The 25,088-nt window shown below is 70.1% G+C and carries 29 protein-coding genes and 1 pseudogene; 18 read left to right on the forward strand and 12 right to left on the reverse strand.

All coding sequences use genetic code 11. The features are described from left to right. Window positions 1–2 precede the first annotated feature (2 nt). Genes grxC through DDF62_RS03555 form a run of 3 tightly spaced genes read left to right on the forward strand, consistent with a single transcriptional unit; the run spans window position 3 to window position 1,558 of the window. Entirely contained in the window at window positions 3–257 is a 255-nt protein-coding gene (grxC, locus tag DDF62_RS03545) for a glutaredoxin 3 (protein WP_116487834.1), read from the forward strand. After that, window positions 254–1,105, forward strand: a complete 852-nt coding sequence (locus DDF62_RS03550; protein ID WP_116487835.1) for a carbon-nitrogen hydrolase family protein — start codon at window positions 254–256, stop codon at window positions 1,103–1,105. The genes grxC and DDF62_RS03550 overlap by 4 nt, the downstream gene beginning before the upstream one ends. 18 nt (window positions 1,106–1,123) lie before the next feature. Continuing rightward, window positions 1,124–1,558, forward strand: a complete 435-nt coding sequence (locus DDF62_RS03555; protein WP_116487836.1) for a DUF1178 family protein — start codon at window positions 1,124–1,126, stop codon at window positions 1,556–1,558. A 78-nt stretch (window positions 1,559–1,636) separates the two neighbouring features. Here DDF62_RS03555 and DDF62_RS03560 read toward each other — a convergent pair whose 3' ends face one another. The 7 genes from DDF62_RS03560 to ubiG form a co-directional block, all read right to left on the reverse strand. Next, complete coding sequence (locus tag DDF62_RS03560) at window positions 1,637–2,335, reverse strand: dienelactone hydrolase family protein (protein ID WP_116487837.1); 699 nt, start codon at window positions 2,333–2,335, stop codon at window positions 1,637–1,639. 160 nt (window positions 2,336–2,495) lie between these two features. After that, window positions 2,496–2,807, reverse strand: a complete 312-nt coding sequence (locus tag DDF62_RS03565) for a glycine zipper 2TM domain-containing protein (protein WP_116487838.1) — start codon at window positions 2,805–2,807, stop codon at window positions 2,496–2,498. A 106-nt stretch (window positions 2,808–2,913) separates the two neighbouring features. Continuing rightward, a complete protein-coding gene (locus tag DDF62_RS03570) occupies window positions 2,914–3,966 on the reverse strand; it encodes a glycine zipper 2TM domain-containing protein (protein ID WP_116487839.1) in 1,053 nt (350 codons plus the stop codon). Window positions 3,967–4,087: 121 nt separating this feature from the next. Further along, window positions 4,088–4,465: a hypothetical protein gene (locus DDF62_RS03575; RefSeq protein WP_116487840.1), complete on the reverse strand. Its 378-nt coding sequence runs from the start codon at window positions 4,463–4,465 to the stop codon at window positions 4,088–4,090. A 50-nt stretch (window positions 4,466–4,515) separates the two neighbouring features. Next, window positions 4,516–4,920 carry a type II toxin-antitoxin system VapC family toxin gene (locus DDF62_RS03580; protein ID WP_208866820.1) on the reverse strand — a complete coding sequence of 135 codons (405 nt, stop codon included), beginning with the start codon at window positions 4,918–4,920 and terminating at the stop codon, window positions 4,516–4,518. Then, window positions 4,917–5,183, reverse strand: a complete 267-nt coding sequence (locus DDF62_RS03585) for a type II toxin-antitoxin system VapB family antitoxin (RefSeq protein ID WP_165832164.1) — start codon at window positions 5,181–5,183, stop codon at window positions 4,917–4,919. Before DDF62_RS03585 ends, DDF62_RS03580 begins: the two co-directional genes overlap by 4 nt. 35 nt (window positions 5,184–5,218) lie before the next feature. Beyond that, window positions 5,219–5,995: a bifunctional 2-polyprenyl-6-hydroxyphenol methylase/3-demethylubiquinol 3-O-methyltransferase UbiG gene (ubiG, locus tag DDF62_RS03590; RefSeq protein ID WP_116487841.1), complete on the reverse strand. Its 777-nt coding sequence runs from the start codon at window positions 5,993–5,995 to the stop codon at window positions 5,219–5,221. 172 nt (window positions 5,996–6,167) lie between these two features. On the opposite strand from ubiG, the gene DDF62_RS03595 reads away from it, so the two are divergent. The 4 genes and pseudogenes from DDF62_RS03595 (at window position 6,168) to DDF62_RS03605 (ending at window position 8,836) form a co-directional block, all read left to right on the forward strand. Next, entirely contained in the window at window positions 6,168–7,415 is a 1,248-nt protein-coding gene (locus tag DDF62_RS03595) for an aspartate kinase (protein ID WP_116487842.1), read from the forward strand. 38 nt (window positions 7,416–7,453) lie between these two features. Beyond that, window positions 7,454–7,581, forward strand: a pseudogene (locus tag DDF62_RS26565) (hypothetical protein). 37 nt (window positions 7,582–7,618) lie between these two features. Then, entirely contained in the window at window positions 7,619–8,083 is a 465-nt protein-coding gene (locus tag DDF62_RS03600; RefSeq protein ID WP_101715045.1) for a hypothetical protein, read from the forward strand. Window positions 8,084–8,101: 18 nt separating this feature from the next. Next, a complete protein-coding gene (locus DDF62_RS03605; protein WP_116487843.1) occupies window positions 8,102–8,836 on the forward strand; it encodes a helix-turn-helix domain-containing protein in 735 nt (244 codons plus the stop codon). Here DDF62_RS03605 and DDF62_RS03610 read toward each other — a convergent pair. Then, window positions 8,833–9,105, reverse strand: coding sequence for a hypothetical protein (locus tag DDF62_RS03610; RefSeq protein WP_116487844.1), 273 nt, complete (start codon window positions 9,103–9,105; stop codon window positions 8,833–8,835). The two genes, DDF62_RS03605 and DDF62_RS03610, sit on opposite strands and share 4 nt — an antisense overlap. Before the next feature lie 135 nt (window positions 9,106–9,240). Between DDF62_RS03610 and DDF62_RS03615 the strand changes: the two genes are divergently transcribed. The 6 genes from DDF62_RS03615 (at window position 9,241) to DDF62_RS03640 (ending at window position 16,418) form a co-directional block, all read left to right on the forward strand. Next, window positions 9,241–10,206, forward strand: coding sequence for a DMT family transporter (locus tag DDF62_RS03615; RefSeq protein WP_116487845.1), 966 nt, complete (start codon window positions 9,241–9,243; stop codon window positions 10,204–10,206). Window positions 10,207–10,437: 231 nt separating this feature from the next. Continuing rightward, window positions 10,438–10,845 (forward strand): hypothetical protein, encoded by a 408-nt coding sequence (locus DDF62_RS03620; protein ID WP_116487846.1) that lies wholly within the window; start codon window positions 10,438–10,440, stop codon window positions 10,843–10,845. A gap of 180 nt (window positions 10,846–11,025) precedes the next feature. Beyond that, window positions 11,026–13,290, forward strand: coding sequence for a phosphoenolpyruvate--protein phosphotransferase (ptsP, locus tag DDF62_RS03625; protein WP_101715050.1), 2,265 nt, complete (start codon window positions 11,026–11,028; stop codon window positions 13,288–13,290). Window positions 13,291–13,446: 156 nt separating this feature from the next. After that, complete coding sequence (locus DDF62_RS03630) at window positions 13,447–14,529, forward strand: helix-turn-helix domain-containing protein (RefSeq protein WP_116487847.1); 1,083 nt, start codon at window positions 13,447–13,449, stop codon at window positions 14,527–14,529. An 86-nt stretch (window positions 14,530–14,615) separates the two neighbouring features. After that, complete coding sequence (gene ispG / locus DDF62_RS03635; RefSeq protein WP_116487848.1) at window positions 14,616–15,755, forward strand: flavodoxin-dependent (E)-4-hydroxy-3-methylbut-2-enyl-diphosphate synthase; 1,140 nt, start codon at window positions 14,616–14,618, stop codon at window positions 15,753–15,755. A gap of 78 nt (window positions 15,756–15,833) precedes the next feature. Continuing rightward, window positions 15,834–16,418: a YajG family lipoprotein gene (locus DDF62_RS03640; RefSeq protein ID WP_133244884.1), complete on the forward strand. Its 585-nt coding sequence runs from the start codon at window positions 15,834–15,836 to the stop codon at window positions 16,416–16,418. 8 nt (window positions 16,419–16,426) lie between these two features. On the opposite strand, the gene DDF62_RS03645 is transcribed toward DDF62_RS03640, so the two are convergent. Beyond that, a complete protein-coding gene (locus tag DDF62_RS03645; RefSeq protein WP_116487850.1) occupies window positions 16,427–17,809 on the reverse strand; it encodes an aminotransferase-like domain-containing protein in 1,383 nt (460 codons plus the stop codon). Window positions 17,810–17,905: 96 nt separating this feature from the next. Between DDF62_RS03645 and DDF62_RS03650 the strand changes: the two genes are divergently transcribed. From DDF62_RS03650 to prfA, 4 genes are all read left to right on the forward strand, one after another. Next, complete coding sequence (locus DDF62_RS03650) at window positions 17,906–18,574, forward strand: LysE family translocator (protein ID WP_116487851.1); 669 nt, start codon at window positions 17,906–17,908, stop codon at window positions 18,572–18,574. 59 nt (window positions 18,575–18,633) lie between these two features. Further along, window positions 18,634–19,110 carry a molybdopterin-dependent oxidoreductase gene (locus tag DDF62_RS03655; protein WP_116487852.1) on the forward strand — a complete coding sequence of 159 codons (477 nt, stop codon included), beginning with the start codon at window positions 18,634–18,636 and terminating at the stop codon, window positions 19,108–19,110. Window positions 19,111–19,169: 59 nt separating this feature from the next. Next, complete coding sequence (locus DDF62_RS03660) at window positions 19,170–20,012, forward strand: alpha/beta hydrolase (protein WP_116488200.1); 843 nt, start codon at window positions 19,170–19,172, stop codon at window positions 20,010–20,012. 112 nt (window positions 20,013–20,124) lie between these two features. Further along, complete coding sequence (gene prfA / locus DDF62_RS03665) at window positions 20,125–21,186, forward strand: peptide chain release factor 1 (RefSeq protein ID WP_116487853.1); 1,062 nt, start codon at window positions 20,125–20,127, stop codon at window positions 21,184–21,186. Between the two features lie 140 nt (window positions 21,187–21,326). On the opposite strand, the gene DDF62_RS03670 is transcribed toward prfA, so the two are convergent. Beyond that, window positions 21,327–21,851 carry a GNAT family N-acetyltransferase gene (locus DDF62_RS03670; protein ID WP_116487854.1) on the reverse strand — a complete coding sequence of 175 codons (525 nt, stop codon included), beginning with the start codon at window positions 21,849–21,851 and terminating at the stop codon, window positions 21,327–21,329. Window positions 21,852–22,006: 155 nt separating this feature from the next. Further along, window positions 22,007–23,254 carry a YihY/virulence factor BrkB family protein gene (locus tag DDF62_RS03675; RefSeq protein ID WP_116487855.1) on the reverse strand — a complete coding sequence of 416 codons (1,248 nt, stop codon included), beginning with the start codon at window positions 23,252–23,254 and terminating at the stop codon, window positions 22,007–22,009. An 86-nt stretch (window positions 23,255–23,340) separates the two neighbouring features. Here DDF62_RS03675 and DDF62_RS03680 point away from each other — a divergent pair, with 86 nt between their 5' ends. Next, window positions 23,341–24,105, forward strand: a complete 765-nt coding sequence (locus tag DDF62_RS03680) for an MOSC domain-containing protein (RefSeq protein ID WP_116487856.1) — start codon at window positions 23,341–23,343, stop codon at window positions 24,103–24,105. On the opposite strand, the gene DDF62_RS03685 is transcribed toward DDF62_RS03680, so the two are convergent. After that, window positions 24,102–25,055: a DUF1028 domain-containing protein gene (locus tag DDF62_RS03685; RefSeq protein ID WP_116487857.1), complete on the reverse strand. Its 954-nt coding sequence runs from the start codon at window positions 25,053–25,055 to the stop codon at window positions 24,102–24,104. The genes DDF62_RS03680 and DDF62_RS03685 overlap by 4 nt on opposite strands. Window positions 25,056–25,088 lie beyond the last annotated feature (33 nt).

The following is a 25,088-nucleotide window of genomic DNA, read 5'->3' on the forward strand; positions in this document are numbered from 1 at the left end:
AAATGGCCAAGGTCACCATCTACACCCGTCCCTTCTGCGGCTACTGCGCCCGCGCCCTGAAGCTGCTCAACGACAAGGGCGCCGACTTCACCGAGATCGAAGCCGGCATGGACCCCAAGCTGCGCCAGGAGATGATGGACCGCTCGGGCCGCAACACCTTCCCGCAGATCTTCGTGGGCGAGCAGCACATCGGCGGCTGCGACGACATGATGGCCCTCGAGCGCGAGGGCAAGCTGGACACGCTGCTGGCCGCATGACCGAGCCGGGTGGAGCTCTGCGCGTCGGTCTGATCCAGACCCGCACGCCCGCGACTCACGAAGCGGCGCTGGCCCATGTGGCGCCGCTGGTTCGCGAGGCGATCGCGCGGGGCGCCCGCTTCGTGCTGACTCCGGAGTGCACCAACGTCCTGCAGAAGGACCGCGCCAAGCTGCTGCCGACCCTGACGGCGCTGGAGGACGATCCGGTGGTGATCGGCCTGCGGGCCATCGCCGCCGAGACCGGAACCTGGATCGACGTCGGCTCGGCCCTGGTGCTGCGCGAAGACGGGCCAAATGGGGAAAAGAAGGCCGCCAACCGCCAGGCCGTGATCGATCCCACCGGCGCGATCGTGGCCACCTACGACAAGCTGCACATGTTCGACGTGCAGCTGCCCAGCGGCGAGACGGCGCGGGAATCGGCGACCTACACCCCCGGCGAGCGGGCGGTGGTGGTCGACACGCCCCTGGCCGCCTTCGGCCTGACCATCTGCTACGACATGCGCTTTCCGGCTCTGCACCGGGCGCTGGCGCTGGCGGGGGCCAAGGTGATCACCGCCCCGGCCGCCTTCACCCGTCCCACCGGCGAGGCCCATTGGGAGGTGCTGCTGCGCGCCCGGGCGATCGAGACCGGCTCGTTCGTGATCGCCGCCGCGCAAGGCGGCTTCCACGAGGACGGGCGCGGCACCTGGGGCCGCTCGATCGCCATCGGTCCCTGGGGCGAGGTGCTCGGCAAGCTCGATCACGACGAGCCGGGCGTGCTGATCGCCGACCTCGACCTTTCCGCCGCCGACAAGGCCCGTGCGGCCATCCCGGTCCTGGCCAACGCCCGTGAATTCACGGGCCCCTGACCCCATATCTGTAAGGCCATGATCAAGTACGCGCTCGCCTGTGACCACGCGCACGAGTTCGAAGGCTGGTTCGGCTCGTCGAGCGACTATGACGACCAGGCCGCCCGCGGCCTCGTCGAATGCCCGGTGTGCGGCTCGACCGGCGTACGCAAGCAGATCATGGCCCCGGCCGTGGCCGGCACCAAGGCCCAGCGCTCGGCGCCGCAGCCCGACGCCCGCATGCGCGAGATGATGATGACCGCCATGAGCGAGGTGCGCCGCGAGGTCGAGGAGAACTTCGACTATGTCGGCGACCGCTTCGCCAAGGAGGCCCGCGACATCCACGAGGGCAAGTCCGAGGAGCGCGGCATCTACGGCGAGGCCTCGCCCAAGGAGGTGAAGGCCCTGCTGGAGGATGGCGTCAAGGTCGCCGCCCTGCCGCCCGCGCCGCCGAAGAAGACGGACGTGAACTAGGGCTTCTCCAATCAACCAAAGGGTCATCATCCCGGAAAAGCGCTGCGCGCTTTCCGGGGTGACGACTAAGAGGGCCGCCTAACCCAGCTTTTCCTTGAAGAACGCCAGGGTGCGGCCGTTGGCCGTTTCGGCGTCGGCCTTGTCGTAGTGGTTGCCGCCGGGCCGCGCGAAGGCGTGGTTGCGGCCCGGATAGACGTGAACCTCGACGTTCGGGCGGCCGGCCAGGGCCTCGACGATGGCGGCGCGGGCGTCGGGGCCGATGAATTCGTCCTCGCCGGCCAGGTGCATCAGCAGCGGGGCCTTCACGCCGTCCGCCTCGCCGACATAGCGCTCGGTGCCGCCGCCGTAATAGGCGACCGCCGCATCGGGCGCGCCGCGGGCCGCGCCGAGGAAGGTCATCAGGCCGCCCAGGCAGTAGCCGGTCAGCCCGACCTTGCCGTTGCCGCCCTCGATGCCGCGGGCTGCCTCGACCGTCTTGAGCACGTCGGCCGCGCCCTGGTCGAAGTCGTAGGCGGTGTAGATGTCGATGGCCTTCTTCCAGTTCTCCTCGCTGTTTTCCGACATCGAGAGGCCGGGCTCGACCCGCCAGAACAGGTCGGGGCAGACGGCGATGAAGCCCTGCACGGCGTACTCGGCGGCGATCAGGCGGATGCCGGCATTGACGCCGAAGATCTCCTGCACGACCACGACGACCGGCGCCGGGCCGGGCGTGTCGGGGCGAAAGACCAGGGCCTGGAAGCTTCCGTCGTCGGTCTGGATGGTCAGGCTCTCGGCCATGGTCGTGCTCCTCGCGGCAGGGTCGCCAGACCATGATGGGCCCTGTGTCGCGGGGCTTGAACGATGCGGCCCCGGCCGCGCTGGCCGCATCGTTCAAGCGCGCACGAAAAAGGCCCGCCCCCGCGAGGGGACGGGCCGTCCGACCGAGCAGCGAGTCCGCTTAGCGGTAGCGGTACTCGTAGTGGCAGTTCTTCTTGGAGTTCTTCTTGGCGATCTGGTTGCCGGCCACCGCGCCGACCACGCCGCCGAGGATCGCGCCCTCGGTCTTGGCGCCGTTGCCGGCCACGGCCGCGCCGAGCGTGCCGCCGGTCAGGCCGCCGATCACCGTGCCCTTGTTGCGCGCCTTCTTGGTGCTCTTGCAGACGAGCACGCGTTCGCGGCGCTGCTGGGCCTCGGCGGCGGTGACGGCGACGGTGGACGCGGCGAAGGCGAGGCCCACCGCGACGACGAGAGTTTTCATTTGGGCGCGCATGGCGACCTCCGTTTGAGAGCGTTTGTTCGTGTCCCTTGCGGGAGATAACGCCGAAGCTCCGTGTCGGTTCTATGTCGGGCGCCCGACGCGGAGCTCGGCTTTGGCGTCAGCCTTCGAGACGGTAGCGGTTGTCGTTGTCGGGGCAGACGCGGACATAGCGGGTCTCGTTGCGGCCCTGGTACTCGGTCTGGGCCGGGGCCAGGCGGCATTTGCGCTCGCTGTAGCGGTTCCATTCCGAATAGCCGCCGGCCCGGTCGCGATACTCGGCGCTTTCGCGATAGGGCACGGTGTCCTCGTACGACCAATACTGGCCGCGGGTGTCGCAGCGGGCCTTGGCGGCCGAGTTGCCGATCGCCGCGCCGACGCCGGCGCCGGCCAGGGCCCCGAGCACCGCGCCTTCGGTGCGGGCGTTGCGGGCCGCGACGTTGGAGCCGATCACCGCGCCGGCCAGGGCGCCGATCACGCCGCCGGCGGTGGCGTTGCGCTTGGCGTCGTCGCGGCACGGGTCGGTGTAGCCGCCCGACAGGCCAGAGCCGCCGGCATAGGCGGGCGGCGGCGGGCCGTCGTCCCAGCGTCCGGCTTCGGTCGGGTAGCGACGGTCATAAGCGCCGCGGCCGTAGCGGCGGTCGTAGTCGTCGCGGGCCCGCTCATAGGCGGCGCGGTCGGTCTCCCACTGGCGGCGCTGGGCGTCATAGTCGCCGGCGTAGCGGTTGTCGTAGCCGCTGGTGTCGAAGCGGCGGGCCTCGTCGGGATAGCGGCGATCGTAGGCGCCGCGGCCGTTGCGGGCGTCGTAGCGGTCGCGGGCCCGCTCGTAGGCGGCGCGATCGGCCTCGAACTGGCGCTGCTCGCCATAGTAGTCGTTGCTGGTCGGGTAGGCGGGCGTGCGCCAGCGGCGAGCCTCGTCCGGATAGCGACGGTCGTACGCGCCAGAGCCATAGCGGCGGTCATAGTCGCTGCGCGCGCGTTCGTACGCAGTGCGATCGGCGTCGTACTGGGCCTGGCGGCTGTCGTAGTCGGCCCGGCGGGCCTCATAGGACGAGCGCTGCTCCTCATAGGTGCGCAGCTGCTGCTGGTAGCCGGCGTCCTGGGCCAGCGCGGGCGCGGCCGTGCTGATGGCGACGGCGCCGGCCATCAGCCAAGCCATGCGGCGGGAAGTCATGGGGAAGTCTCCGTTCCGACGAACGAACCGGCGTCCCGCCCCACAAGACGCCGGCTCGGGTTCAAAGTCCCTGCGGCGGAATAAGTCGCGGCGAAGGCCAAGGTTCCCGAAAGCGGCCGTATCAGTCGTTCAGCCAGGTGACGGCGAAGCGCTCGCCCGTCCAGACCGCGACGGCCAGTGAAGCTTCCTCGGTTCCGAACGACAGGGCGGGGGTCTTTAGCTCGACCTTGCGCGGCTCGTCGGCGGCGCAGGGCGCGCCCACGTCCTTGGCGCAGGTTGTGGGATAGGTTCCCGGCGGCTGGGCGGCGATGAAGAAGCCTGCGGCGTCGGCCACCAGGGTGATGGTCTCGGGCTTGCCCGGGGCCGCGCCTCGCTCGACCACCAGCACATGGGCCCCGCCGCGCGGCTCCAGCCGCGCCTGGTCGGCCTTGCCGTCTCCGTCGAAATCGCCGGCCAGGGTCGGCAGGGCGGCGGCGAGGGCGAACAGCAGGACGGACATGGGGGTACTCCGAGGGTTGCAGCCGGAGGTTGGCTTTCGGCCGTGCGCCGTCAAGCCTCTTTCAGGGCCGAGCGCAGGTCGGTGCGTGCGAAATCGTCGCCCTTGTAGAGCAGTGCGCCGCCGCCATGGGTCGTGGCCAGGGCGTAGGCGAAGCAGTCGCCGAGGTTCAGCTTCGCGGGCGTATGGCGGCCGAAACGAACGAAGGCTTCGATGGCGAGCCGAGTCTGTTCGGCGTCGGCGGGCCCGATTTCGATCCGCAGCGCCTGGAGAAGGTGTTCCGCTTCCTGCCGTCCGGTCTCGCCCCTGGAGACCTCGGCCTTGGCCAACACTTCCCAATAGTTGACGGCCGACATCATGCGGCCGTCCTGTTCCGCGTGAAGCCTGGCGGTGAAGGCGGCGGCCTCCGGCTCGCCCAGCAGTATTGCGACGATTGCGGAGGCGTCGACGGCGATCAACGTGGCAGGCCGTCGGCGTCGTAGAAGTCGGCGTCGGACGGCATGGGCGCACGTTCGGGAAGGGCTCGGAATCGGGCCGCTATTCGGGCGACTTCGTCGAGATCCACCAGGGGCGCGGCCGATTGGTTCGCCCGATCCCGCTCCAGGGTGGCGAGCACCGCCGCGTCGATGGCCTCCGACAAGCTGCCGCCGCGCTGGCGTGCGAGCTCGCGTACATGGTCCACGACCCGGCTTTCGATCTCGATGGTCTCGAACTTGGTCATCGCGGCAGGAAACATACCGCGAACCGCGTTCTGCGTCACGCCGCCGGCTTGGTGACCGTCATCATGTAGTTGATGTCGACGTCGGTGGAGCGGCTCCAGCGGCCGGTCAGCGGATTGTAGGCCACGCCGAACGGGCCGTGCATTTCGACCGGCTCGCCGGCCAGGAACGCGCGAAGCTCCTCGGGCTTGAGGAACTGCTTCCACTCGTGGGTGCCGGGCGGCACCCAGCGCAGAATGTATTCGGCGCCGATCTTGGCCAGGGCCAGGGCCTTGAGCGTGCGGTTCAAGGTGGCGACGATCATCAGGCCGCCGGGCTTGAGCAGCTGCGAGCAGGTGCGCAGGAAGGCGCCCGGGTCGGCCACGTGCTCGATGACCTCCATGGTCAGCACCACGTCGAACGGGCCCGCCCCCTCGGCCAGCAACTGCTCGGCGGTGGCGGGGCGGTAGCCGATGGCGAGGCCCTGTTCGCTGGCATGGGCCGCGGCGGTCTTGATGTTGTTTTCCGAGGCGTCGATGGCCGTGACCGAAAAGCCCAGGCGCGCCATGGGCTCGCTCAGCAGGCCGCCGCCGCAGCCGATGTCGATCAGGGACAGGCCCTCGAACGGAGCCCGCTCGTTTCCGTCGCGACCGAAGCGTTCCAGCGCCTGTTCGCGGATGAAGGCCAGCCGGCAGGGATTGAACACGTGCAGCGGCGCGAACTTGCCTTTCGGGTCCCACCACTCGGCGGCGATGGCCGAGAACCGCGCCACGTCGGCGGGGTCGATGCTCCAGTTGGGCGTGCTTCCTGCGGTGTCGGGGGCGGCGCTGGTCATGGCCCGGTATCTAGCACGGCCAATTTTTCGCGCCATGCTGCGAGAAAAAAGACACATCGGCGACATTGCCGTTGCGCCGAGGCCCCGCTAGAAGGCGCGGGCTTGCGCGGAAGGACGGGTTCCGGCCGCGAAGGCGCAAGAAAAAACCGCTTTGGTTCGAGGATTTAGAGACGTGTCACGTCTGGTGATGAAGTTCGGCGGCACCTCGGTGGCCGACCTGGAGCGCATCCGCCGGGTGGCGCGCCTGGTCGCCGCGGAAGTCGCCACGGGCAAGCAGGTCGCCGTCGTCGTTTCCGCCATGTCGGGCAAGACCAACGAACTGGTCGCCTGGACGGACGGAGCCGGCCGCGCCGCCGCGGGCCTGCCGGAGTCTGACGACGAGTACGACGCCGTCGTGGCGTCGGGCGAGCAGGTGACCGCCGGCCTGCTGGCCATGACCCTGCGCAACATGGGCCACAAGGCCCGCTCGTTCCTGGGCTGGCAGGTGCCGATCATCACCGACGAGGCCCATGGCCGCGCCCGGATCGAGGAGATCCCGTCGGAGAACCTGGACGCCTGCTTCGAGGCCGGCGAGATCGCCGTCATCGCCGGCTTCCAGGGCGTGACGTCCAAGCAGCGCATCACCACGCTGGGCCGTGGCGGTTCGGACACCAGCGCCGTGGCCATCGCCGCCGCGGTGAAGGGCGCCTGCGACATCTACACCGACGTGGACGGGGTCTACACCACCGACCCCCGGATCGAGAGCAAGGCCAAGCGCCTGGCCAAGATCAGCTACGAAGAGATGCTGGAAATGGCCTCGCTGGGGGCCAAGGTGCTGCAGACCCGTTCGGTCGAGATGGCCATGGCCCATCGCGTCCCGGTGCGGGTGCTGTCGAGTTTCGTCGAGCCGGGCGAAGCCCCGGGCCAAGGTACGATCGTCTGCGACGAGGAAGAAATCATGGAAAAGCGCATCGTCTCGGGCGTCGCCTACAGCCGCGACGAAGCCAAGATCACCCTGCTGGGCCTGCCCGACCATCCGGGCGTGTCCTCGGCCATCTTCGGCCGCCTGGCCGACGCCAACGTCAATGTCGACATGATCGTGCAGTCGCGCGCCCGCAGCGCCGACACCGCCAACATGGAGTTCACCGTCGGCAAGCGTGACGCCACGCGGGCCCTGGAGATCGTCCGCGGCGCCCAGGCCGAGATCGGCTTCGAGGACGTGGCCGTCAACGAGGACGTGGCCAAGGTGTCGGTGATCGGCGTGGGCATGCGCAGCCACGCCGGCGTCGCCCAGTCGATGTTCGCGGCCCTGGCCGAAAAGAACATCAACATCCAGGTCATCTCGACCTCGGAGATCAAGATCTCGGTCCTGATCGACGCGGCCTACACCGAACTGGCCGTCCGCGCCCTGCACGCCGTGTACGGCCTGGACCAGCTGTAAGAACGGTTTCGAGCCACGGTGCGTCCTTCGAGGCTCGCCTGCGGCTCGCACCTCAGGATGAGGAAGTCATTGCATTGAATTCCTCATCCTGAGGCGCCCGCGCGAGCGGGCCTCGAAGGACGCAAAGTCGGGTTGGGGCCGCGCCGTCGTCCAAACGTCGCCATGACGCGTTAGTCAGGCGGCAGACCGATTACGAGACCCCCATGCCCGACGTCTTCAAGTTCGATCCCGCCGCCAAGACGGTGACCTTCCACGGCGACGCCGGGCTCGAGCTGCTCTACGACCTGCTGCTGCGCGCCAAGTTCGGCGACGGCTACGAGAAGCCGCTGCTGATCAGCCCGTGGCTGGCGGCGCTGCTGCGCCAGCTGGACCAGGCCCTGCCCGACGACGGCCAGTGGTTCCCCGAAAAGCCCGGCCAGCCGATCTTCGACACCGACGACCTCCTGGCCATGGGCGACGCCGTGATCGAGGAAGGCCACACGGTCGGCTGGTGGACCATGACCGAGCCGGAAAAACGCGACTACCTGCGCAACGTCATCGCCGCGCCCCATCCCCTGACCGACCTGCAGGTCGAGTTCATCGAGAGCGACATCGACGCGGCCCTGCAGCAGGCCCGCCGCCTGGTCATGGACGCCGAGGAGCCCCTGGCCCTGCCCGGGCACGGCTGAGTTCGCTATAGTGAGGTCATGGGCCACGACCTGACCGCCCCCGCAGAGCTGTCCTTCCGCCGCTACAGCGTCGAGGCGATCTCGCACGCCCACGACTTCGACCAGATCGTGCTGCCGCGTCGTGGCGTGCTGGAGATCGAGATCGACGGCAAGGGCGGCCGGGTCGATCCGGGCAGCGCCGCGGTGATCCCGCCGGGCGCGCGCCACGTCTGCGCCGCCGACGGCGAGAACCTGTTCGTGGTGGCCGATATCGGCGCCGCCCTGATGGCGCCGTTCGAGCGCCTGCGCGACAAGCCGTTCGCTTCGGTGACCAGCCCGGTGCGCGGCCTGCTGTCGTTCCTGGCGGGCGAGGCGCCGGGCGGGATCGACGACGGCGTCGCGGGCCTGTGGACCCCGCTGCTGCTGCGCGGCCTGTCGAGCGGTCCGGTCGCCGTCGATCCGCGCCTGGCCCGCGCCGCGACGATGATCGAGACCCGCTATCATCAACCGCTGACCGTCCGGGATCTGGCGGCCGAGGCCGGCATGAGTCAGAGCCGCTTCTTCGACCGTTTCGCCGCCGCCTATGGCGCGACCCCGCATGCCGCCCTGAGCGATGCGCGGCTGCGGGCCGCCCAGCACCTGCTGGACGATCCGGCCCTGTCCATCGCCGAGATCGCCGTCCGCACGGGCCATGGCGACCAGAGCACGCTGACCCGGCGGATGAAGGCCGTGCTGGGCGTCACGCCCGCGGCCTGGCGCAAGGGGCGGCGCTAGGCGCGGAAGCTCCTGTAGAGATGCCTGACGCCGCGGACGATCATGAACAGGCCGACCGTGGCGGCGAAGGCGAGCGGGGCGGACGCCCAGGGGAAGACGTCCTGGTCGGTGTTTCCCCGCCCCGGACCCGCGATCTTGAACCATCCGAAGAACGCCAATCCGGCGAGGAAGGCCGTGCCCAGCAGGGTCAGCATCAGGCCGTTCAGGCGATCGGCCCAGAGGTCTTCCGGGCTGGCCTTTGGGGCGGGCGTGTCGGTGGACGGGGCCATGGTCGCGGCTCGGTTGCGGTTATCGATCTTGAGTTTAGCCAGGGCGCGGCGGAGGGCAACGGGGCGGGAGCCTTCGCCCGATCTTCGGGAGCTTTCGCCAAAGCCAGGGCCGCGCGCGCCTGCTAGGTCCGGGCGATGATCAGTCCCCGGAACCTCCTGCTCGGTCTTGTCTACGGTCTTGTCGCCGGCGCGCTTTGGGGCGGGGTGTTCCTGGCGCCGAAGCTGCTGGACGCCTTCACGCCGTTGCAGATGACGGCGGGGCGCTACATCGCCTACGGCCTGGCCGCCGCCCTGCTGCTGGCCCCGACCTGGAAGTCGGTCATGGCGCGCATGGACGGCCGCGACTGGCGGGATCTCGCCCTTCTGAGCCTGCTGGGCAACCTCGTCTACTATGTGGGCCTGGCGGTCGCCGTGCAGACGGCGGGTGTCGCCTTGGCCTCGCTGATCATCGGCCTGCTGCCCGTGACCATCACCCTGGCCGGCGCGCGCAAGGGGGAGGGCACGCCCCTGCGCGCCCTGGCCGGGCCGCTGGCCCTGATCATCGCCGGCGGCGTCTGCATCAACGTGGCGGTCTTCACCGCGCCGTCGGGCGCGCCGGCCGGCAAGCTGATCCTCGGCGTGCTGGGCGCGACCCTGGCGCTGGCGGTGTGGACCGCCTACGCCGTCTGGAACGCCCGCCGCCTGGCCGCCACGCCGAAGTTCAACAGCCACGAGTGGTCGCTGCTGACGGGCCTGGCCACGGGGCTGTTGTCGCTGGTGCTGGTCGTGCCGGCCTTCATGCTGGGCGGAAAGGCCCATCCACCGGCCGCCTGGACCTGGTTCTGGCTGGTCAGCTTCGCCGTGGCCATCGGCGCTTCGGTGATCGGCAACGGCCTGTGGAACGCCGCCAGCCGCGTGCTGCCGCTCAGCCTGTCGGGCCAGCTGATCGTGTTCGAAACCCTGTTCGCGCTGCTCTACGGCTTCCTGCACGAGGGCCGCTGGCCGCATCTGCTGGAAGGCGCGGCGATCGTGCTGATGCTGGCCGGCGTGATCTGGTCGGTGCGGCTGCATCGGCCGTCGGCGGCGCATGCGGCGGTCGAGGCGGAGACTTCTCACCCGTAAAATCCCCGCGAAAGCGGGGACCTAGGCTTTTTCCGCCATCTGTGGCGCTCGACGATAAAACTGCTGGCTCCCCGCTTTCGCGGGGATTTTACGGAACGTGGAACGCCGGAAAAGCATGACGCGAACATGAACAGGCGCGTTCAGGTCGGGTTCAAACGGCGAGGCTCATAAAGGCCATCAACAGCGCCGCCCTCGGGATTGGCGACGCTTCTGGAACAAGGAGCACATGCCATGAAGACCTTCGGTAAGTTCAGCAAGATCGCCATCAGCACCGCCATCGCCGGCGCTCTGGTCCTGCCCGCCTCGGCCGCCTTCGCCGGCGATCGCGGCAAGAGCAACAAGACCGAGCGGGCGATCCTGGGCGCTGTCCTGGGCGGCGCGGCCGGCGCCATGCTGGGCGACGGCGACGGCGGCGCGATCGCGGTCGGCGCCCTGGCCGGCGGCGCCCTCGGCGCGGCCACCGCCACCGACAAGCGTCATCACCGCTACAGCAGCCGCTACGACAACCGTCGCCCGTACTACAGCGACAACCGCTACGGCTATGACCGCTACGACCGTCGCGACGATCGTCGTGATGGGCGCCGCTACCAGGGCGATCGCTACAACACCGGCTACGACTACTACGGTCAGCGCCGCTAAGCGGATCGCCGCCAAGCTAGGCAATGCGCCGCCCCTTCCCGGAGGGGCGGCGTTTTTTGCGCCCTTAGGTAAAGGAAAACCGTGCTCGCGCACTGTGCGGCGCGCGAAATCTGCTATAGCGCCCATGAGAGGACGACGTGCTTCGACACGTCCGAACCAAGGGAGCGCACGACAGGCGACATGGCAGGCCCCGGCATCGCCGTTCGAGGACCCAGAAGCCTGCTTCGCCAGATTCGCGAGGCCATGGCCGGCGGCGGCCCCGCCCAGGCCAAGCTCGACATGGTGGTGCGCACCATCGCCATCTCGATGGTGGCCGAAGTCTGCTCGATCTATCTGCGCCGCGCCTCGGGCGACCTGGAGCTGTTCGCCACCGAAGGCCTGTCGCGCGACGCCGTCCACGTCACCCGCATGAAGCCGGGCGAGGGCCTGGTCGGCGAGACCATGCGCCTGGGCCGGCCGCTGAACCTGTCGGACGCCGCCAGCCACCCGCAGTTCTCGTATCGTCCGGAAACGGGGGAAGACCCCTATCACGCCTTCCTGGCCGTGCCGCTGCTGCGCGGCGGCCGGGCGATCGGCGTGCTCGTCGTCCAGAACCGCACCGAGCGGGTCTACGAGGACGAAGAGGTCGAGGACCTGCAGATCATCGCCATGGTGCTGGCCGAGATGGTCAGCTCCAGCGAGCTTCTGGGCGCCGACGAACTCAAGGACGTCGAGCTGGCCCCGCACAAGCCCGAACGGCTGAAGGGCTCGCGCTTCGCCGAGGGCCTGGCTTACGGCGTGGCGGTGCTGCACGAACAGCCGGTGGCGCCCGAGCAGCTGCTGTCGGACGACGCCCTGGCCGAGGAGGCCCGGCTCTCCTACGCCATCGAGGCCCTGCAGACCCAGATCGACGAGATGCTGGAGGGCCAGCACGGCCTGGTCGGCGCCTCGTACGAGGTGCTCGAGACCTACCGCCTGTTCGCTCACGACCGGGGCTGGAACCGCGGCCTGCAGGAGGCCGTGCGCTCGGGCCTGACCGCCGAGGCGGCGGTCGAGCGGGTGCGCTCTGAGCATCGCGCCCGCCTGGGCCAAGCCCGCGACCCCTATCTGCGCGAGCGGCTGCACGACTTGGAAGACCTGAACGACCGGCTGCTGCGCCACCTGTCGGGCGACGTCCACGCCGTGCGCCAGCTGCCCGAGGACGCGATCCTGATCGCCCGCAACCTGGGCCCCGCCGACCTCCTGGAATACGACCGCACCAAGCTGAAGGGCATACTGCTCGAGGAAGGCTCGGCCGCCAGCCACGCCGGCATCGTTGCCCGGGCGCTGGACATCCCGTGCGTCGGCCGCCTGGCCGGCCTGCGCGACCGGGTCAGCGAGGGCGACCCGGTTGTGGTCGACGCCGAGACGGCCGAGGCCTGGCTGCGGCCGCGCCCGGACGTGGTCAAGGCGCTGAAGGCCCGGATGGAGGTCCGCGCCCAGCGCAAGGCCGAGTTCGCCCGCCTGCGCGACACGCCGGCCTTCACCCGCGACGGCTCGAAGATCACCCTGCTGATGAACGCGGGCCTGGCCGTCGACCTCGACATCCTGGGCGAGACCGGGGCGGAGGGCATCGGCCTGTTCCGCACCGAGTTCCAGTTCATGGTCGCCGAGGAGATGCCGCGGCTGGAGGCCCAGACGACGCTGTACGAGAAGGTGCTGGAGGCGGCCGACGGCATGCCGGTGACCTTCCGCACGCTCGACCTGGGCGGCGACAAGCTGCTGCCGTACATGGAGCTGGAGCGCGAGGACAATCCGGCCCTGGGCTGGCGCGCCGTGCGCATGGGCCTGGACCGCCCGGCCCTGCTGCGCCTGCAGATCCGCGCCCTGATCAAGGCCGCCAACGGCCGCGAGCTGCGGATCATGTTCCCGCTGGTGGCCAATGTGGACGAGTTCCGCGCCGCCCGCGCCTTCGTCGACCAGGAAGTGGCCTGGGCCCTGAAGCGCGGCCGGCCCGCGCCCGCGCGCCTCGACGTCGGAGCGATGGTCGAGGCCCCCTCGCTTCTGTGGCATTTGGACGCGCTGCTGCCGATGACCGACTTCGTGTCGGTCGGCACCAACGACCTGATGCAGTACCTGTTCGCCGCCGACCGGGGCAATCCGCGGGTGTCGGACCGCTACGACCCCCTGTCGCCGGCGGCCTTGCGGGCGCTGAAGACCATCCAGCAGGCCTGCGAGGACACCGGCACCCAGGTGTCGGTGTGCGGCGAGATGGCGGGGCGTCCGCTGGAGGCCTTCGCCTTGGTGGCCTTGGGTTTCGACCGCCTGTCGATGCCGCCGGCCGGTATCGGACCGGTCAAGCAGATGGTGCTGTCGTGCGATCGCGAGGCGGCCCGGCGCAATGTCGAGGCCCTGTTGAAGGGCTCCGGCGGGTCTCTCCGGGGCGAGATCGAAACCTTGGCCAGGAAGCTCTATGTCGCCGTCTAGACTGATGGCCGGTTAACCTTGCGGCCAAGTTTAGCTCATTGAATCCGGCCACTTACTTTGATATCCACAATTGAATGTTAACGAATGCCGGCTAGCGTCGGCGCAAATCGGTCGGACTCTCGTGCGACGCGAATTTTCTGGGGTGATCTGTTCGTCATGCCGCTCGACACGGGCACGGTGAGCCATTTGAACCTGGTCGCCGAAGGCGATCGTGACGACACGGTCGCGCCGCCGGCGCAGCCGTCGGTCGACCATGGCGTCGACCTGGGCGAGGCCCTGCGCGCCGCCCGTCTGTTCCATGGCATGACTTTGCAGGACGTGGCCGACGCCACGCGCATCCGCCAGGCCTATGTCGAGGCGCTGGAGGACATGCGCCTGGACGAGTTGCCGTCGCGTCCGTTCACCATCGGCTACATCAAGGCCGTGGCCGGCCTGCTGCGCCTGGATCCCGAGGCGGCCGTGGCCCGCTTCAAGCTGGAAGCCCACGACGACGCCGAGCCGCTGCGCGCGCCCATCGGCGTGCACCGTCAGCGCGACCCGCGCCTTGGCCTGCTGCTGGCCGGCGGTCTGCTGGTCGGCGGCGCCATCGTGCTGTGGAACGTCGCCCAGCGCGCCATGACCCACGACGCCGAGCCCAAGGCCCAGGTGGCCTCGCAGGCAGCGCCCGCCGCTCCGGCGACCTCGGTTCCAGCCCAGGCCGGCGGCGCCGTCTCGCTCGGCGCGCCGCTGCCGGCCCCGGCCGAATCGACCACGCCCGCGCCCTACGTGACCCCCGGCCTGGAAGCCGCCGCCGCCGCCGGCGGTTCGGCCGACGCCGTGGCCGCCGCCGCCAAGGCCCGCAAGGAAGCCGAGGCCCTGGCCGCTCCGGAGGCGATCGCCAACCTCGGCGCGCCGTTCAAGGGCAAGGGCGCGATGTATGGCGCGGCCCCGACCGACTCGGCCGGCGTGATCCTGCAGGCCCGCAAGTCGACCTCGCTGACGGTGCGCGGCGCCGACGGATCGGTCTATTTCACCCGCTGGCTGTCGACCGGCGACGCCTTCCGCATCCCGCGCACGCCCGGCCTGGTGGCCGACGTCTCCGAGCCGACCTCGATCGACGTGTTCACCAATGGGGTGCTGACCGGCCGCCTTTCGGCGCCGCAGACCCAGCTGTCGAAGCTGGCGCCGGCGCCCGCCGCCGCGCCCGCGCCGGGCAAGCCCGCCGTCGCCCCGGCGACCGCGACGACGCCCCGCCGCTGATCCTTTCCGTCGATCCTTTCCGAGCGGCGTCACGAAGCTTCCGTGACGCCCTTGGGTTCCTTCGCCAAACCCCTTAGATTGGCGCCATGGCCGCAGACCACACCCACGTCCGTCCCTGGCGCATGATCGAGCGTCGCAAGTCGCGGAAGATCCGCGTCGGCAGCGTGGAGGTCGGCGGCGACGCGCCGATCTCGGTGCAGTCGATGACCAACACCCTGACCAGCGACGCCGCCGCGACGCTGGCTCAGATCCGCCAGCTGGAAGAGGCCGGCGCCGACATCGTGCGCGTCAGCTGCCCCGACGTCGAAAGCACCGAGGCCTTCAAGATCATCGCCCGCGAGGCGAAGGTCCCGCTCGTGGCCGACATCCACTTCCACTACAAGCGCGGCATCGAGGCGGCCAAGGCCGGCGCGGCCTGCCTGCGGATCAATCCGGGCAACATCGGCAGCCCCGATCGCGTGCGCGACGTGGTCAACGCCGCCAAGGACCACGGCTGCTCGATCCGCATCGGCGTCAACGCCGGCTCGCTGGAGCGGGAACTGCTGGAGCGCTACGGCGAGCCGTGCCCCGAGGCGATGGTCGAAAGCGCCCTCAACCACGCCAGGATCCTGCAGGACCACGACTTCCACGAGTTCAAGATCTCGGTGAAGGCGTCCGATCCGTTCCTGACCGTGGCCGCCTACCAGCAGCTGGCCGAGGCTATCGACTGTCCGCTGCACCTGGGCGTCACCGAGGCCGGCGCCCTGCGCACCGGCACGGTCAAGAGCGCCATCGGCATGGGCTCGATGCTGTGGGCCGGCATCGGCGACACCATCCGCGTCAGCCTGGCCGCCGACCCGGTGGAAGAGATCAAGGTCGGCTTCGACATCCTGAAGTCGCTGGGCCTGCGCCACCGTGGCGTCAACATCATCGCCTGCCCGTCCTGCGCCCGTCAGGGCTTCAACGTCATCAAGACGGTGGAGACGCTGGAAGAGCGCCTGGCTCACATCTCCACGCCCATGTCGCTGTCGATCATCGGCTGCGTCGTCAACGGCCCGGGCGAGGCCCTGATGACCGACATCGGCTTCACCGGCGGTGGGGCCGGGGCGGGCATGGTCTACATGGCCGGCAAGCCCGACCACAAGCAGTCCAACGAGGGCATGATCGACCACATCGTCGAGCTCGTGGAAAAGAAGGCCGCCGAACTGCAGGCCGCCAAGGATGCCAAGGCGATCGCGGCCGAGTAGAGTTCTCAGTCGATATTGACTTAAGGATGTATTTTCCCGACGCTCTCGTGACGCCTGCATCTTGCCGGGCGTCTGGGGGTGTCCGCCTTGAGATCGATCCTGATCGTCGCGCTGGCCGCGATGCTTTCGGCCTGCGCCTTGACCGAGGACGTCGTGCCGATCGTCTATGCGCCCGCCGCGGCGGGACCGGTTCCCGGCGCGGAAGGGATCCTCGTCACCGTCACGGCCATCGACGCCCGGGCCAAGGACCGCGATCGGATCTCCACCAAGATCAACGGCTACGGCATGGAGATGGCCGCGATCCGCTCCGAGCGCGAAGTCGCCGACGTCGTGCGTGAGGCGCTGTCGGCCGAACTGCGCCAGCGCGGCTATGGCCTGGGCGAGGGCGGGCCGCGGGTCGAGGTCAGGGTTGTGGTCTTCCACGCCCGGTTCAGCAACGGCTTCCTGGCCGGCAAGGCCGAGGCCGATGTCGACCTGGCGGTGTCGGTGATCTCGCCGGAGGGGCGGGCGATCTACAGCCATGACCTGAAGGCGCGGGCCAAGCGGCCGATCCAGGTGGCCAGCGGCAAGAACGCGGCGGCGACCCTGAGCGACGCCCTGGCCGACGACTTCAAGGCGCTGTTCGCCGATGAGGCTTTCGGGCGGGCGCTGGCGGTCCGCTAGTCCGCGACTCAGATCACCGGTCGCGAGCGCTCGTCGACATCGGCCAGGGCGGCGGCGACGATGCGCAGGCCGGTTTCCAGCTCCACCCGGTCGGCGGCCGCGCCGAGCGCCAGCCGCACGCCGGTGACGAGGCCGGGCGAGACGATCGGGGCGGCCGGCGGGGTCACTTCCGCGCCGCCGCGCAGGGCTCGGCCGGCCAGGCGCTCGGCGTCCAACTCGCTCATCGGCAGCCACAGGTGCGGAACGGTGGGCGAGGCGGGGCTGGCCAGGGCGTTCCCCAGCACTGAGCGCGCCAGGGCGACGCGGGCGGCGGTCTCCTCGCGGATCTCGGCCAGGATGGCGTCGGCGCTACCGTCCTCGATCCACTGGCCGGCGATAAGCATGCCGAAACCCGGCGGGGCGTAGGCGATGGCGCGCATCGTATCGAGGATCCGCTCCAGGGCCGCGTCGCCTGGGGCGATCACGAAGCCGGCCCGCAGGCCCGGGGCCAGGGTCTTGGACACGCCCGAGACGTGGAAGGTCCGCTCGGGCGCCAGCATGGCCAGGGGCGGCGGGGCGCCCGGCGCATAGGCGCCGTAGATGTCGTCCTCGATCAGGGTCAGGTCCAGCCGCCGGGCGATCGCGACGATCGCCTCGCGCCGGGCCAGCGACATGATCCGGCCGGTGGGGTTCTGCAGGGTCGGCAGCAGGGCCACGACCCGGGCGCCGGTGCGCTTGGCGGCCTCTTCCAGGGCCTCGGGGATCGCGCCCTCGTCATCCATGGCCACGCCTTGCAGGCGATAGCCGGCGTGGGTCGCCAGGGCCTTGACCCCATGGAAGGTCGAGGCCTCGCACAGCACGACGTCGCCGGGGCGCACGGCCGCGCCGAAGGCCAGGGCCAGGCCCTGCTGGGCGCCGGCGCAGCAGACCAGGCGCGTCCAGTCGGCGGTCTCGAAGCCGGCGCTGCGGGCCAGCCAGGCGGCGGCCGCGCGGCGGTGGCGTTCCAGCCCGGCGGCGGGGGCGTAGTCCAGGTGGTCGGCCAGGTCGGGGCGCCGGCGCAGGCGCTGCATCGTCTCGCCGATCACCCGCGCCGCCGGCCAGTTCAGGGCGACGTTCTGGGCCAGGTTGATCGGCCCCTCGCGGCGGCGCGGACTAGCGATCGCGCCCGGCGCGTTGACGAAGCTGCCGCGGCCCACATGGGCGCTGACCAGCCCCGCCTTCTCGGCCTCGACATAGGCGCGGGTGACCGTGCCCAGGCCCAGTCCCAGCCGGTGGGCCAGGTCGCGCTGCGGTGGCAGGCGTGTTCCCGCCGGCAGGGCGCCGGACTCGACGTCGGCGCGCAAAGCCTCGACCAGCCGCTCGTAGATCGGGGCGTCGTCGTCGGGCAGGACGGGGGTCCAGGGAGCGGTCATGGGCGCGGTCCGTCTAGATTGTCACTGTATCAATATAAGTTTTGACTCATGGATCAATCGAAATCATCACCGTGACATTCCGCCAGGGAGGTCCCGATGACGCCGCAACTGATCCTCGCCTTCGTGCTGTTCGCCTTCGCCACGGCGGGCACGCCGGGCCCGAACAACATGATGCTGCTGGCCTCGGGCGCGAACTTCGGCTTCCGCCGCACGATCCTGCACATCCTGGGGATCAGCCTGGGTCTCGGCGTCATGGTGCTGGCCATGGGTTTCGGCCTCGGCGGCGTGTTCAAGGCCTGGCCGGTGCTGCACGAGATCCTGCGCTGGGCGGGCGCGGTCTACATGCTGTGGCTGGCCTGGAAGATCGGCACGGCCAAGGGCGTGTCCGAGCGCGACGCGGGCAGCCGGCCGATGGGCTTCTGGGCGGCGGCCGCCTTCCAGTGGGTGAACCCCAAGGCCTGGGCCATGGCGCTGGGCGCGGTGACGACCTATGCGCCGGAGGGCGGCGGGGTCATGGTCGTGCCGCTGCTGGCGGGCCTGTTCATGCTGGTCGGCGCGCCGTGCAGCGCCGCCTGGGCCGGGTTCGGCATGGCCCTGCGCCGTTTCCTCGACCGGCCGGCGATCCTGCGGACCTTCAACGTGACCATGGCCGTGCTGCTGGTGGCGTCGCTGTATCCGACCCTGTTCCGGGATCATGCGTCCAAGGCGGCCCCGCGCGACCTGGCCTTCGCGGCCAAGCCCTTGGTGTTCGGCTGGCGTGGTTGAGGCTTGCGCCGATCGGGGCAGGCGCGTCACATCGCGCGATCCTTCCGGAGCCTCCTTCCATGCGCCTCGCCGCCGTTCTCGTCGCAACCGTCCTGGCGCTGGCCCCCACGGCCTTCGCCCAGGACCTCAAGGTCGTCGTCCAGGGGCGTGACAGCATCGTGCTGACGCCCGCCGATCTGGCCGCCCTGCCGCGCGGCAAGGCGACCATGGTCGAGGGCGGCAAGAGCGCGGTCTACGAAGGCGCTCTGCTGAACGCGGCCCTGGTGCAGGCCGGGGTGGTGCATGGCGACCGGCTGATGGGCCGCTACCTGAACCAGGTGGTGCTGGTGAAGGCCGCCGACGGCTATGTCTCGATCCTCTCGCTGGCCGAGACCGATCCGTTCTACCGGACCAATCCCGTCGTCATCGCCGACCGCAAGGACGGAGCGCCGCTGGACGCCCGCGAGGGTCCGTACCGCGTCGTGGTGGACGGCGACCTCAAGCCGTCGCGCTCGGCGAGGCAGGTGACGACGATCGAGGTCAAACCGGCCTTCTGAGCCTGGACAATCGAGGCGAACCGCAGAAGCCTGCGCGCCAAACGATAGTGGGGCTTTTCGTGACCAAGCTTATCCTGAACCGCCGCGGCCTGCTGGCCGCGACCCTGGCCTTCGCCGCGACGCCTGCCCTGGCGCTCGCCGCGACGGCCATCTCGACCACCACCCTCAAGGTCGGCGACCGCGACGTCGAACTGACCATCCTGCGTCCCGACGCGCCCAAGGGGATCATCATCTTCTCGCACGGGGCGGGCGGCTGGCCGGCGCCGTACAAGGCGCTGCTGGACCTGTGGACGGGGGCCGGCTTCATGATCGTCGCGCCGCTGCACGTCGATTCCCAGAAGCACCCCAAGCGCGCCGACTACGACCTGCGCGCGGCCTTCTCGCTGCGCCTGGCCGACCTGGCGGCCGCCACCGACTACGCCGAGAAGGCCGCGCCGGGCCTGCCGATGGCCTCGGCCGGCCACTCCTACGGCTCGCTGATGTCGCTGATCCGCGCGGGAGCGCTGGAGGGCATGATCCCGGCCCAGGACCCCCGGACCAAGGCCGCCCTGTGCTTCTCGAGTCCCGGCGTCATCAAGGGCCTGATCGGGCCGACCTCGTACGCCAGTGTCAAGAAGCCCGTGCTGATGGTCACCGGCGACCAGGACGTGCTGCCTGGCATGATCGCCGACTGGCATGAGCACCTCTATCCGTTCGAGACCAGCGCGCCGGGCGAGAAGTACCTGTGGGTCGGCAAGGGGATCGGCCATGGCCTGGCCTATCACCCCGAGGCGCCGGGCTTCGCCGAGTCCTCGGCGCTCAGCGTGGCCTTCCTGAAGGCCAAGGTGCTGGGCGACAAGGCCGCCGAGGCGGTGCTGGCCGCGCAGGGCTCGACGCCACTGGCGGACTGGAAGACGCGCTAGGCGTCGAAGCCGGGCGCCGTCCTCGCAGCGGGGCGGCGTCCGGCTCCATTCCATTCCCCACCGAAAAGGCCTAGAGAGACCGACCCATCCTTCAGCCGTGCGATCTCTTCCCTTGCGACTGCCCCAGGCCCGCCTCGACCAGGTTCTCGACCGTTTCCGCGAAGTGGAGGCCCGCATGGGTGCGGCCACCGATGGCGGCGAGATCGTCAAGCTCTCCAAGGAGCACGCCGAGCTGCGTCCGGTGGCCGAGGCTGTCGAGCGCCTTGCCAAGCTGAGCGCCGAGCGCGCCGAGCTGGACGAGATGGCCGCCGATCCGGAGATGGCCGCCATGGTCCGCGACGAGATCGTCGCCCTGGACGAGAAGCTGCCGGTCATGGAGCGCGAGCTGGCCCTGATGCTGGCCCCTAAGGACAAGGACGAGAACGCTTCCGCCATCCTGGAAGTCCGCGCCGGCACCGGCGGCGACGAGGCGGCCCTGTTCGCCGGCGACCTCTTCCGCATGTACCAGCGCTACGCCCAGAACCAGGGCTGGCGCGTCGAGGTCGACAGCATCTCCGAGGGCGAGATGGGCGGCTTCAAGGAAGTCATCGCCTCGATCACCGGCGACGGCGTGTTCGGCCGGCTGAAGTTCGAGAGCGGCGTGCACCGCGTGCAGCGCGTGCCGGAAACCGAAGCGCAAGGGCGCATCCACACCTCGGCCGCCACGGTGGCCGTGCTGCCCGAGGCCGAGGACGTCGAGATCGAGATCAAGGAAAGCGATCTGCGGATCGACACCTACCGCTCGTCCGGCGCCGGCGGCCAGCACGTCAACAAGACCGACTCGGCCGTGCGCATCACCCACTTGCCCACGGGCGTGGTGGTGACCTCGTCGGAGAAGTCGCAGCACCAGAACCGCGCCCGGGCGATGAAGAACCTGAAGGCCCGGCTCTACGACATGCAGCGCGAGGCCCTGGACACCGCCCGCTCCGACGCCCGCAAGAGCCAGGTCGGCAGCGGCGACCGTTCCGAGCGCATCCGCACCTACAACTTCCCGCAGGGCCGGGTCACCGACCACCGGATCAACCTGACCCTCTACAACCTGACCAAGGTGATCGAGGGCGAGGCCCTGGACGACGTCATCAACCCGCTGATCGCCGAGGACCAGGCCGCGCGGCTGGCCAGCCTGGAAGATTGAGGTCTGAAGATCCTCCCCCTCTGGGGGAGGTGGCCCGGAGGGCCGGAGGGGGGCGTTCTCAGCTTCCGCTTGTACGGCCCCGATCTTAGTAACTCCCCTCTCCGTCGGCTTCGCCGACACCTCTCCCACAGGGAGAGGATCTAAAGCGCCTTCTCCATCACCACGAAGCTCAGATCCTCCCGCAGCGGCTTGCCGAAGCGGTCGTCGCCGTGGGGGAAGGGGCGGGTCTCGCCGGTGAGGGCGTAGCCGCGGCGTTCGTACCAGGCGATCAGGGTGTCGCGGATGTGGACCACGGTCATCTGCATCCGGGCCGCGCCGCGTTCCTTGGCGTAGGCCTCGCCGGCCGCCAGCAGGGTGCGGCCCATCTGCCGGTCCTGCAGGTCGGGGCGGATGGTCAGCATGCCCAGGTACCAGACCCCGGCCTTCGCCGGCTCCAGCCAGACGCAGCCGAGAATGGGTCCGTCCGCTTCGTCGCGGGCGGTCAGGATCAGCGCCTGGGGCGCTGCGGCCAGGTCGGCTCGCAGGCTTTCGAGGTCGATGCGCTGGCCGTCGATATAGCCGGCCTCGGTGGTCCAGCCGGCCTGGGCCCCCTGGCCGCGATAGGCTGAATTGACCAGGGCGACGAGGGCGTCGTGTTCGGACGGGGCGGCGGGGGCGAAGATCATGGCGGCGAGCTAAGCCATGCGTCGGCGAGCTTGCCAAGCGGTCGTCGTCCTGCGTGAACCTCGCCCTTCGACGGGCTCAGGGTGAGGTTCAATTTCGGCGTGGCGGTCCATTCGAAATCCTCATCCTGAGCTTGTCGAAGGACGAGGATTTCGCATCACTGTTCCGGCGGCGGCGCCCTCTTGCCCATCCGCGTCGCATGCCCCCAATAGCGGCCGCCGATCCGCTTCACCGTGCCGGCTTCGCGCTTGATCATCTCCCAGGGATGGAAGGCCAGGCCGACGGTGTCGGCCATGGCCGCGCCGCGCGCGCCCATCGGCTTTTCGGGGCCGGTGGTGGAGTCGTGGGCGGTCTGGTGCTCGATCTCGGCGTTGAGCTCGGCGCCGACCAGCACGGTCATGATCGAGAACCACACCCAGACCATGAAGGCGATCACCGCCCCCAGCGGCCCGTAGGTGGCGTCGTAGTGGGCGATGCGGTTGACGTAGATCGAAAAGCCCAGCGAGCCTACCAGCCAGGCCGCCGCGCCGAACAGCGCCCCCAGCACCACCCAGCGCCAGCGCGGCCGGGCCCGGCAGGGGGCGAACCGGTAGAGCATGGCGAAGGCCAGGGCCGTCACCAGCCACACCGCCAGCCAGCGCAGCGGGATCCAGAAGGCCGAGATCGCGCCCAGGCCCACCCGCTCCAGCACGATCGGCATGGCGATCAGCACCGCGGCGATGAACACCGCATAGAGCAGGGCGCACAGGGTGAAGCCGTAGGTCAGCAGGGTCTTGCCCACGAAGTTGCGCTTCTCGTCCTCGTCGTAGGCGACGTTCAGCCCGTCGAAGAGCGCCTTCATGCTGGCGTTGGCGCTCCAGATCGACAGCAGCAGGCTGACCACGAAGGCCACGCCCAGCTTGCCGCCCTCCTGGCTGGCCAGGCGCAGCATCTGCTCGCCGACGATCTGGACGACGCTGGCCGGAAAGACCGTGGCCATCTCCTGCAGCTGCTTCTCCACCGCCGCCACGTCGGCGAACAGGCCGTACAGCGACACGAAGGCGCCGATGGCGGGGAACAGGGCCAGCAGGGTGTAGAAGGTCACGCCCCCGGCCACCGACGGCAGCTTGTCGACGCTGATCTCGCGCGCCGTGCGCCACAGGATGTCGCGCCAGCCCAGCAGTGGGATGCCGTGCGGATGGCGAGCGGCGCGGCCGCGCCGGGGCTCGGCCTGGTCGAATTCGTGCGGCGGCAGCACACGGTCTTCCGACAGGCCCGGCGGCGGGGCGTGCGGCTCGACCTCAGGCTCCAGGCGCTTGGGAAAGGCGAAGGGCGCGACCGCCAGCAGCAGGATCCAGGGCGCCAGGTGATAGGGCCGCGAGGCCAGCCACGACCTTACGGGGCGTCGCGGCGTGGTGTCGGTCATGAGCAGGCCTCCCTGCAGGTCAAATCCGCCAGAGCCTGCGGCGTTCCCGCCTTGCAAAGCTCGATCGCCGCGACCACCTTGCCGCCATGCAAGCCCAGGTCGCCTCGCTCTATCGCCATCCCGTCAAGGGGTTCACGCCCGAACGGCTTTCGGCCGCGACGCTGGAGGCGGGCGCCTGCTTTCCCTGCGACCGGCTGTACGCGGTCGAGGACGGGCCCAGCGGCTTCGACATGGACGCGCCGTCGCACCTGTCGAAGATGAAGTTCACGGTGCTGGCCAAGATCCCGGCCGTGGCCAAGGCCCGCACCGCCTATGACGAAGCCAGCGGCGTGCTGACCGCCTCGGCCGAAGGGCTGGCGCCGTTCTCGGGCGATCTTTCCGGCGACGACGGCCGGCGCGGCTTCGAGGCCTGGCTGGCGGCCTTGCTGGGCGACGAGGCGAAAGGCCCGCTGCGCGTGCTGGAAGGACCGGGCGCGCACCGGTTCATGGACAGCAAGCAGGGCTTCGTCTCGATCGTGAACCTGGCCAGCGTGCGCGATCTGGCCGAGAAGATCGGCCGTCCGGTCGATCCCCTGCGTTTCCGCGCCAACCTCTATGTCGAGGGCTGGCCGGCCTGGGTCGAGAACGGCTGGGCGGGCAAAACCGTGCGGGTCGGCGATGCGACGGCGCAGGTGCTCAAGCCCATCGTCCGCTGCGCCGCCACCCATGTCGATCCGGTCACCGCCGAGCGCGATATCGAGGTGGTGAAGGCCCTGTTCGACAACTACGGCCACACCTTCTGCGGCATCTACCTGAACGTCACTGCCGGCGGCGCGGTGGGGCAGGGCGATGCGGTGGTGGTCGAGGCCTAGAAGCGGCTCAGCGCCGGGTCCTCGCGGACAGGGGCGAACAGCGGGTCGTCGCGCTCCATCCTCGCCCACTTCGGATTGAGACGGTGCATGGCCGCCAGGGCCTGCACCGCCCCGGCGCGGTCGCCCATCGACATTCGCAGGCGCGCGGCCCGACGCCAGACGCGGTCCCAGTCGCCGCCCAGGCCGATGGCGGCCGTGATCTCGTTCCGGGCGGCGTCAGGCTTGCCCCTACGCGCGGCGCGCTCGGCGGCGGCCAGCCGCTCGTTGGCCTGGCGCAGGTTCAGCAGGCGGCGCAGTTCGGCGACCGGCGCGGCGGAGGCGTCCACCCGCAGGTCGATATCGCTCCAGCCGCCATCGACGGTGCGGACCAGAAGCGCCGCCGACATCCGCCCCGTGGTCTGGCCGCCCGCCGCCTCGCCGGCTTCCAGGGCGGCCATCAGCCGGTCGGGCAGGGGGCCGCTCGCCCGCGTGAAGGCCGCTTTCATCGCTTCGAGCACCTGCGCGCCCGCCAGGCCGTTGCCCTGGACGCTGTAGCCGGCCTGGGTCTGGTGTCCCGCCCAGGTCGAGGCGGCGGCTTCGGCGCCGGTGAAGGCGAAGGTCCGGCCGTCGGCCGCGACCACGGCGACCTGCCGCCAGCTTGGGTCCTGGTCCTCGAAGCCGCCGTCCTCGGCCAGCAGGGTGGTCACGACCGCCTGCGGATCCTGACCGCGAGCCAAGAGGGCGAGCCCCTTGGGGCCGTAGTGCGGGTTGGTCTCGAACTGGGTGACGACCGCGCCGACCCCGCCCTGCGCGTAGGCCACGCTGGCGCCGACGGCCAGGTTGTTGGTGGCGACCGCCACGCCGCAGGTCTTCTGGGCGTCGCAGGCCACGATCGAGAAGGTGGCGGCGGCGGGCGTGGCCAGGGCGACCAGACCGCAACCGGCCAGACCCGCGAACATCGAACGGAACATGTCGTCATCCCCCTGATCCCGGCCCCTGATCCC

The sequence above is a fragment of the Caulobacter radicis genome, assembly GCF_003094615.1.
Classification (GTDB): Bacteria; Pseudomonadota; Alphaproteobacteria; order Caulobacterales; family Caulobacteraceae; genus Caulobacter; species Caulobacter radicis.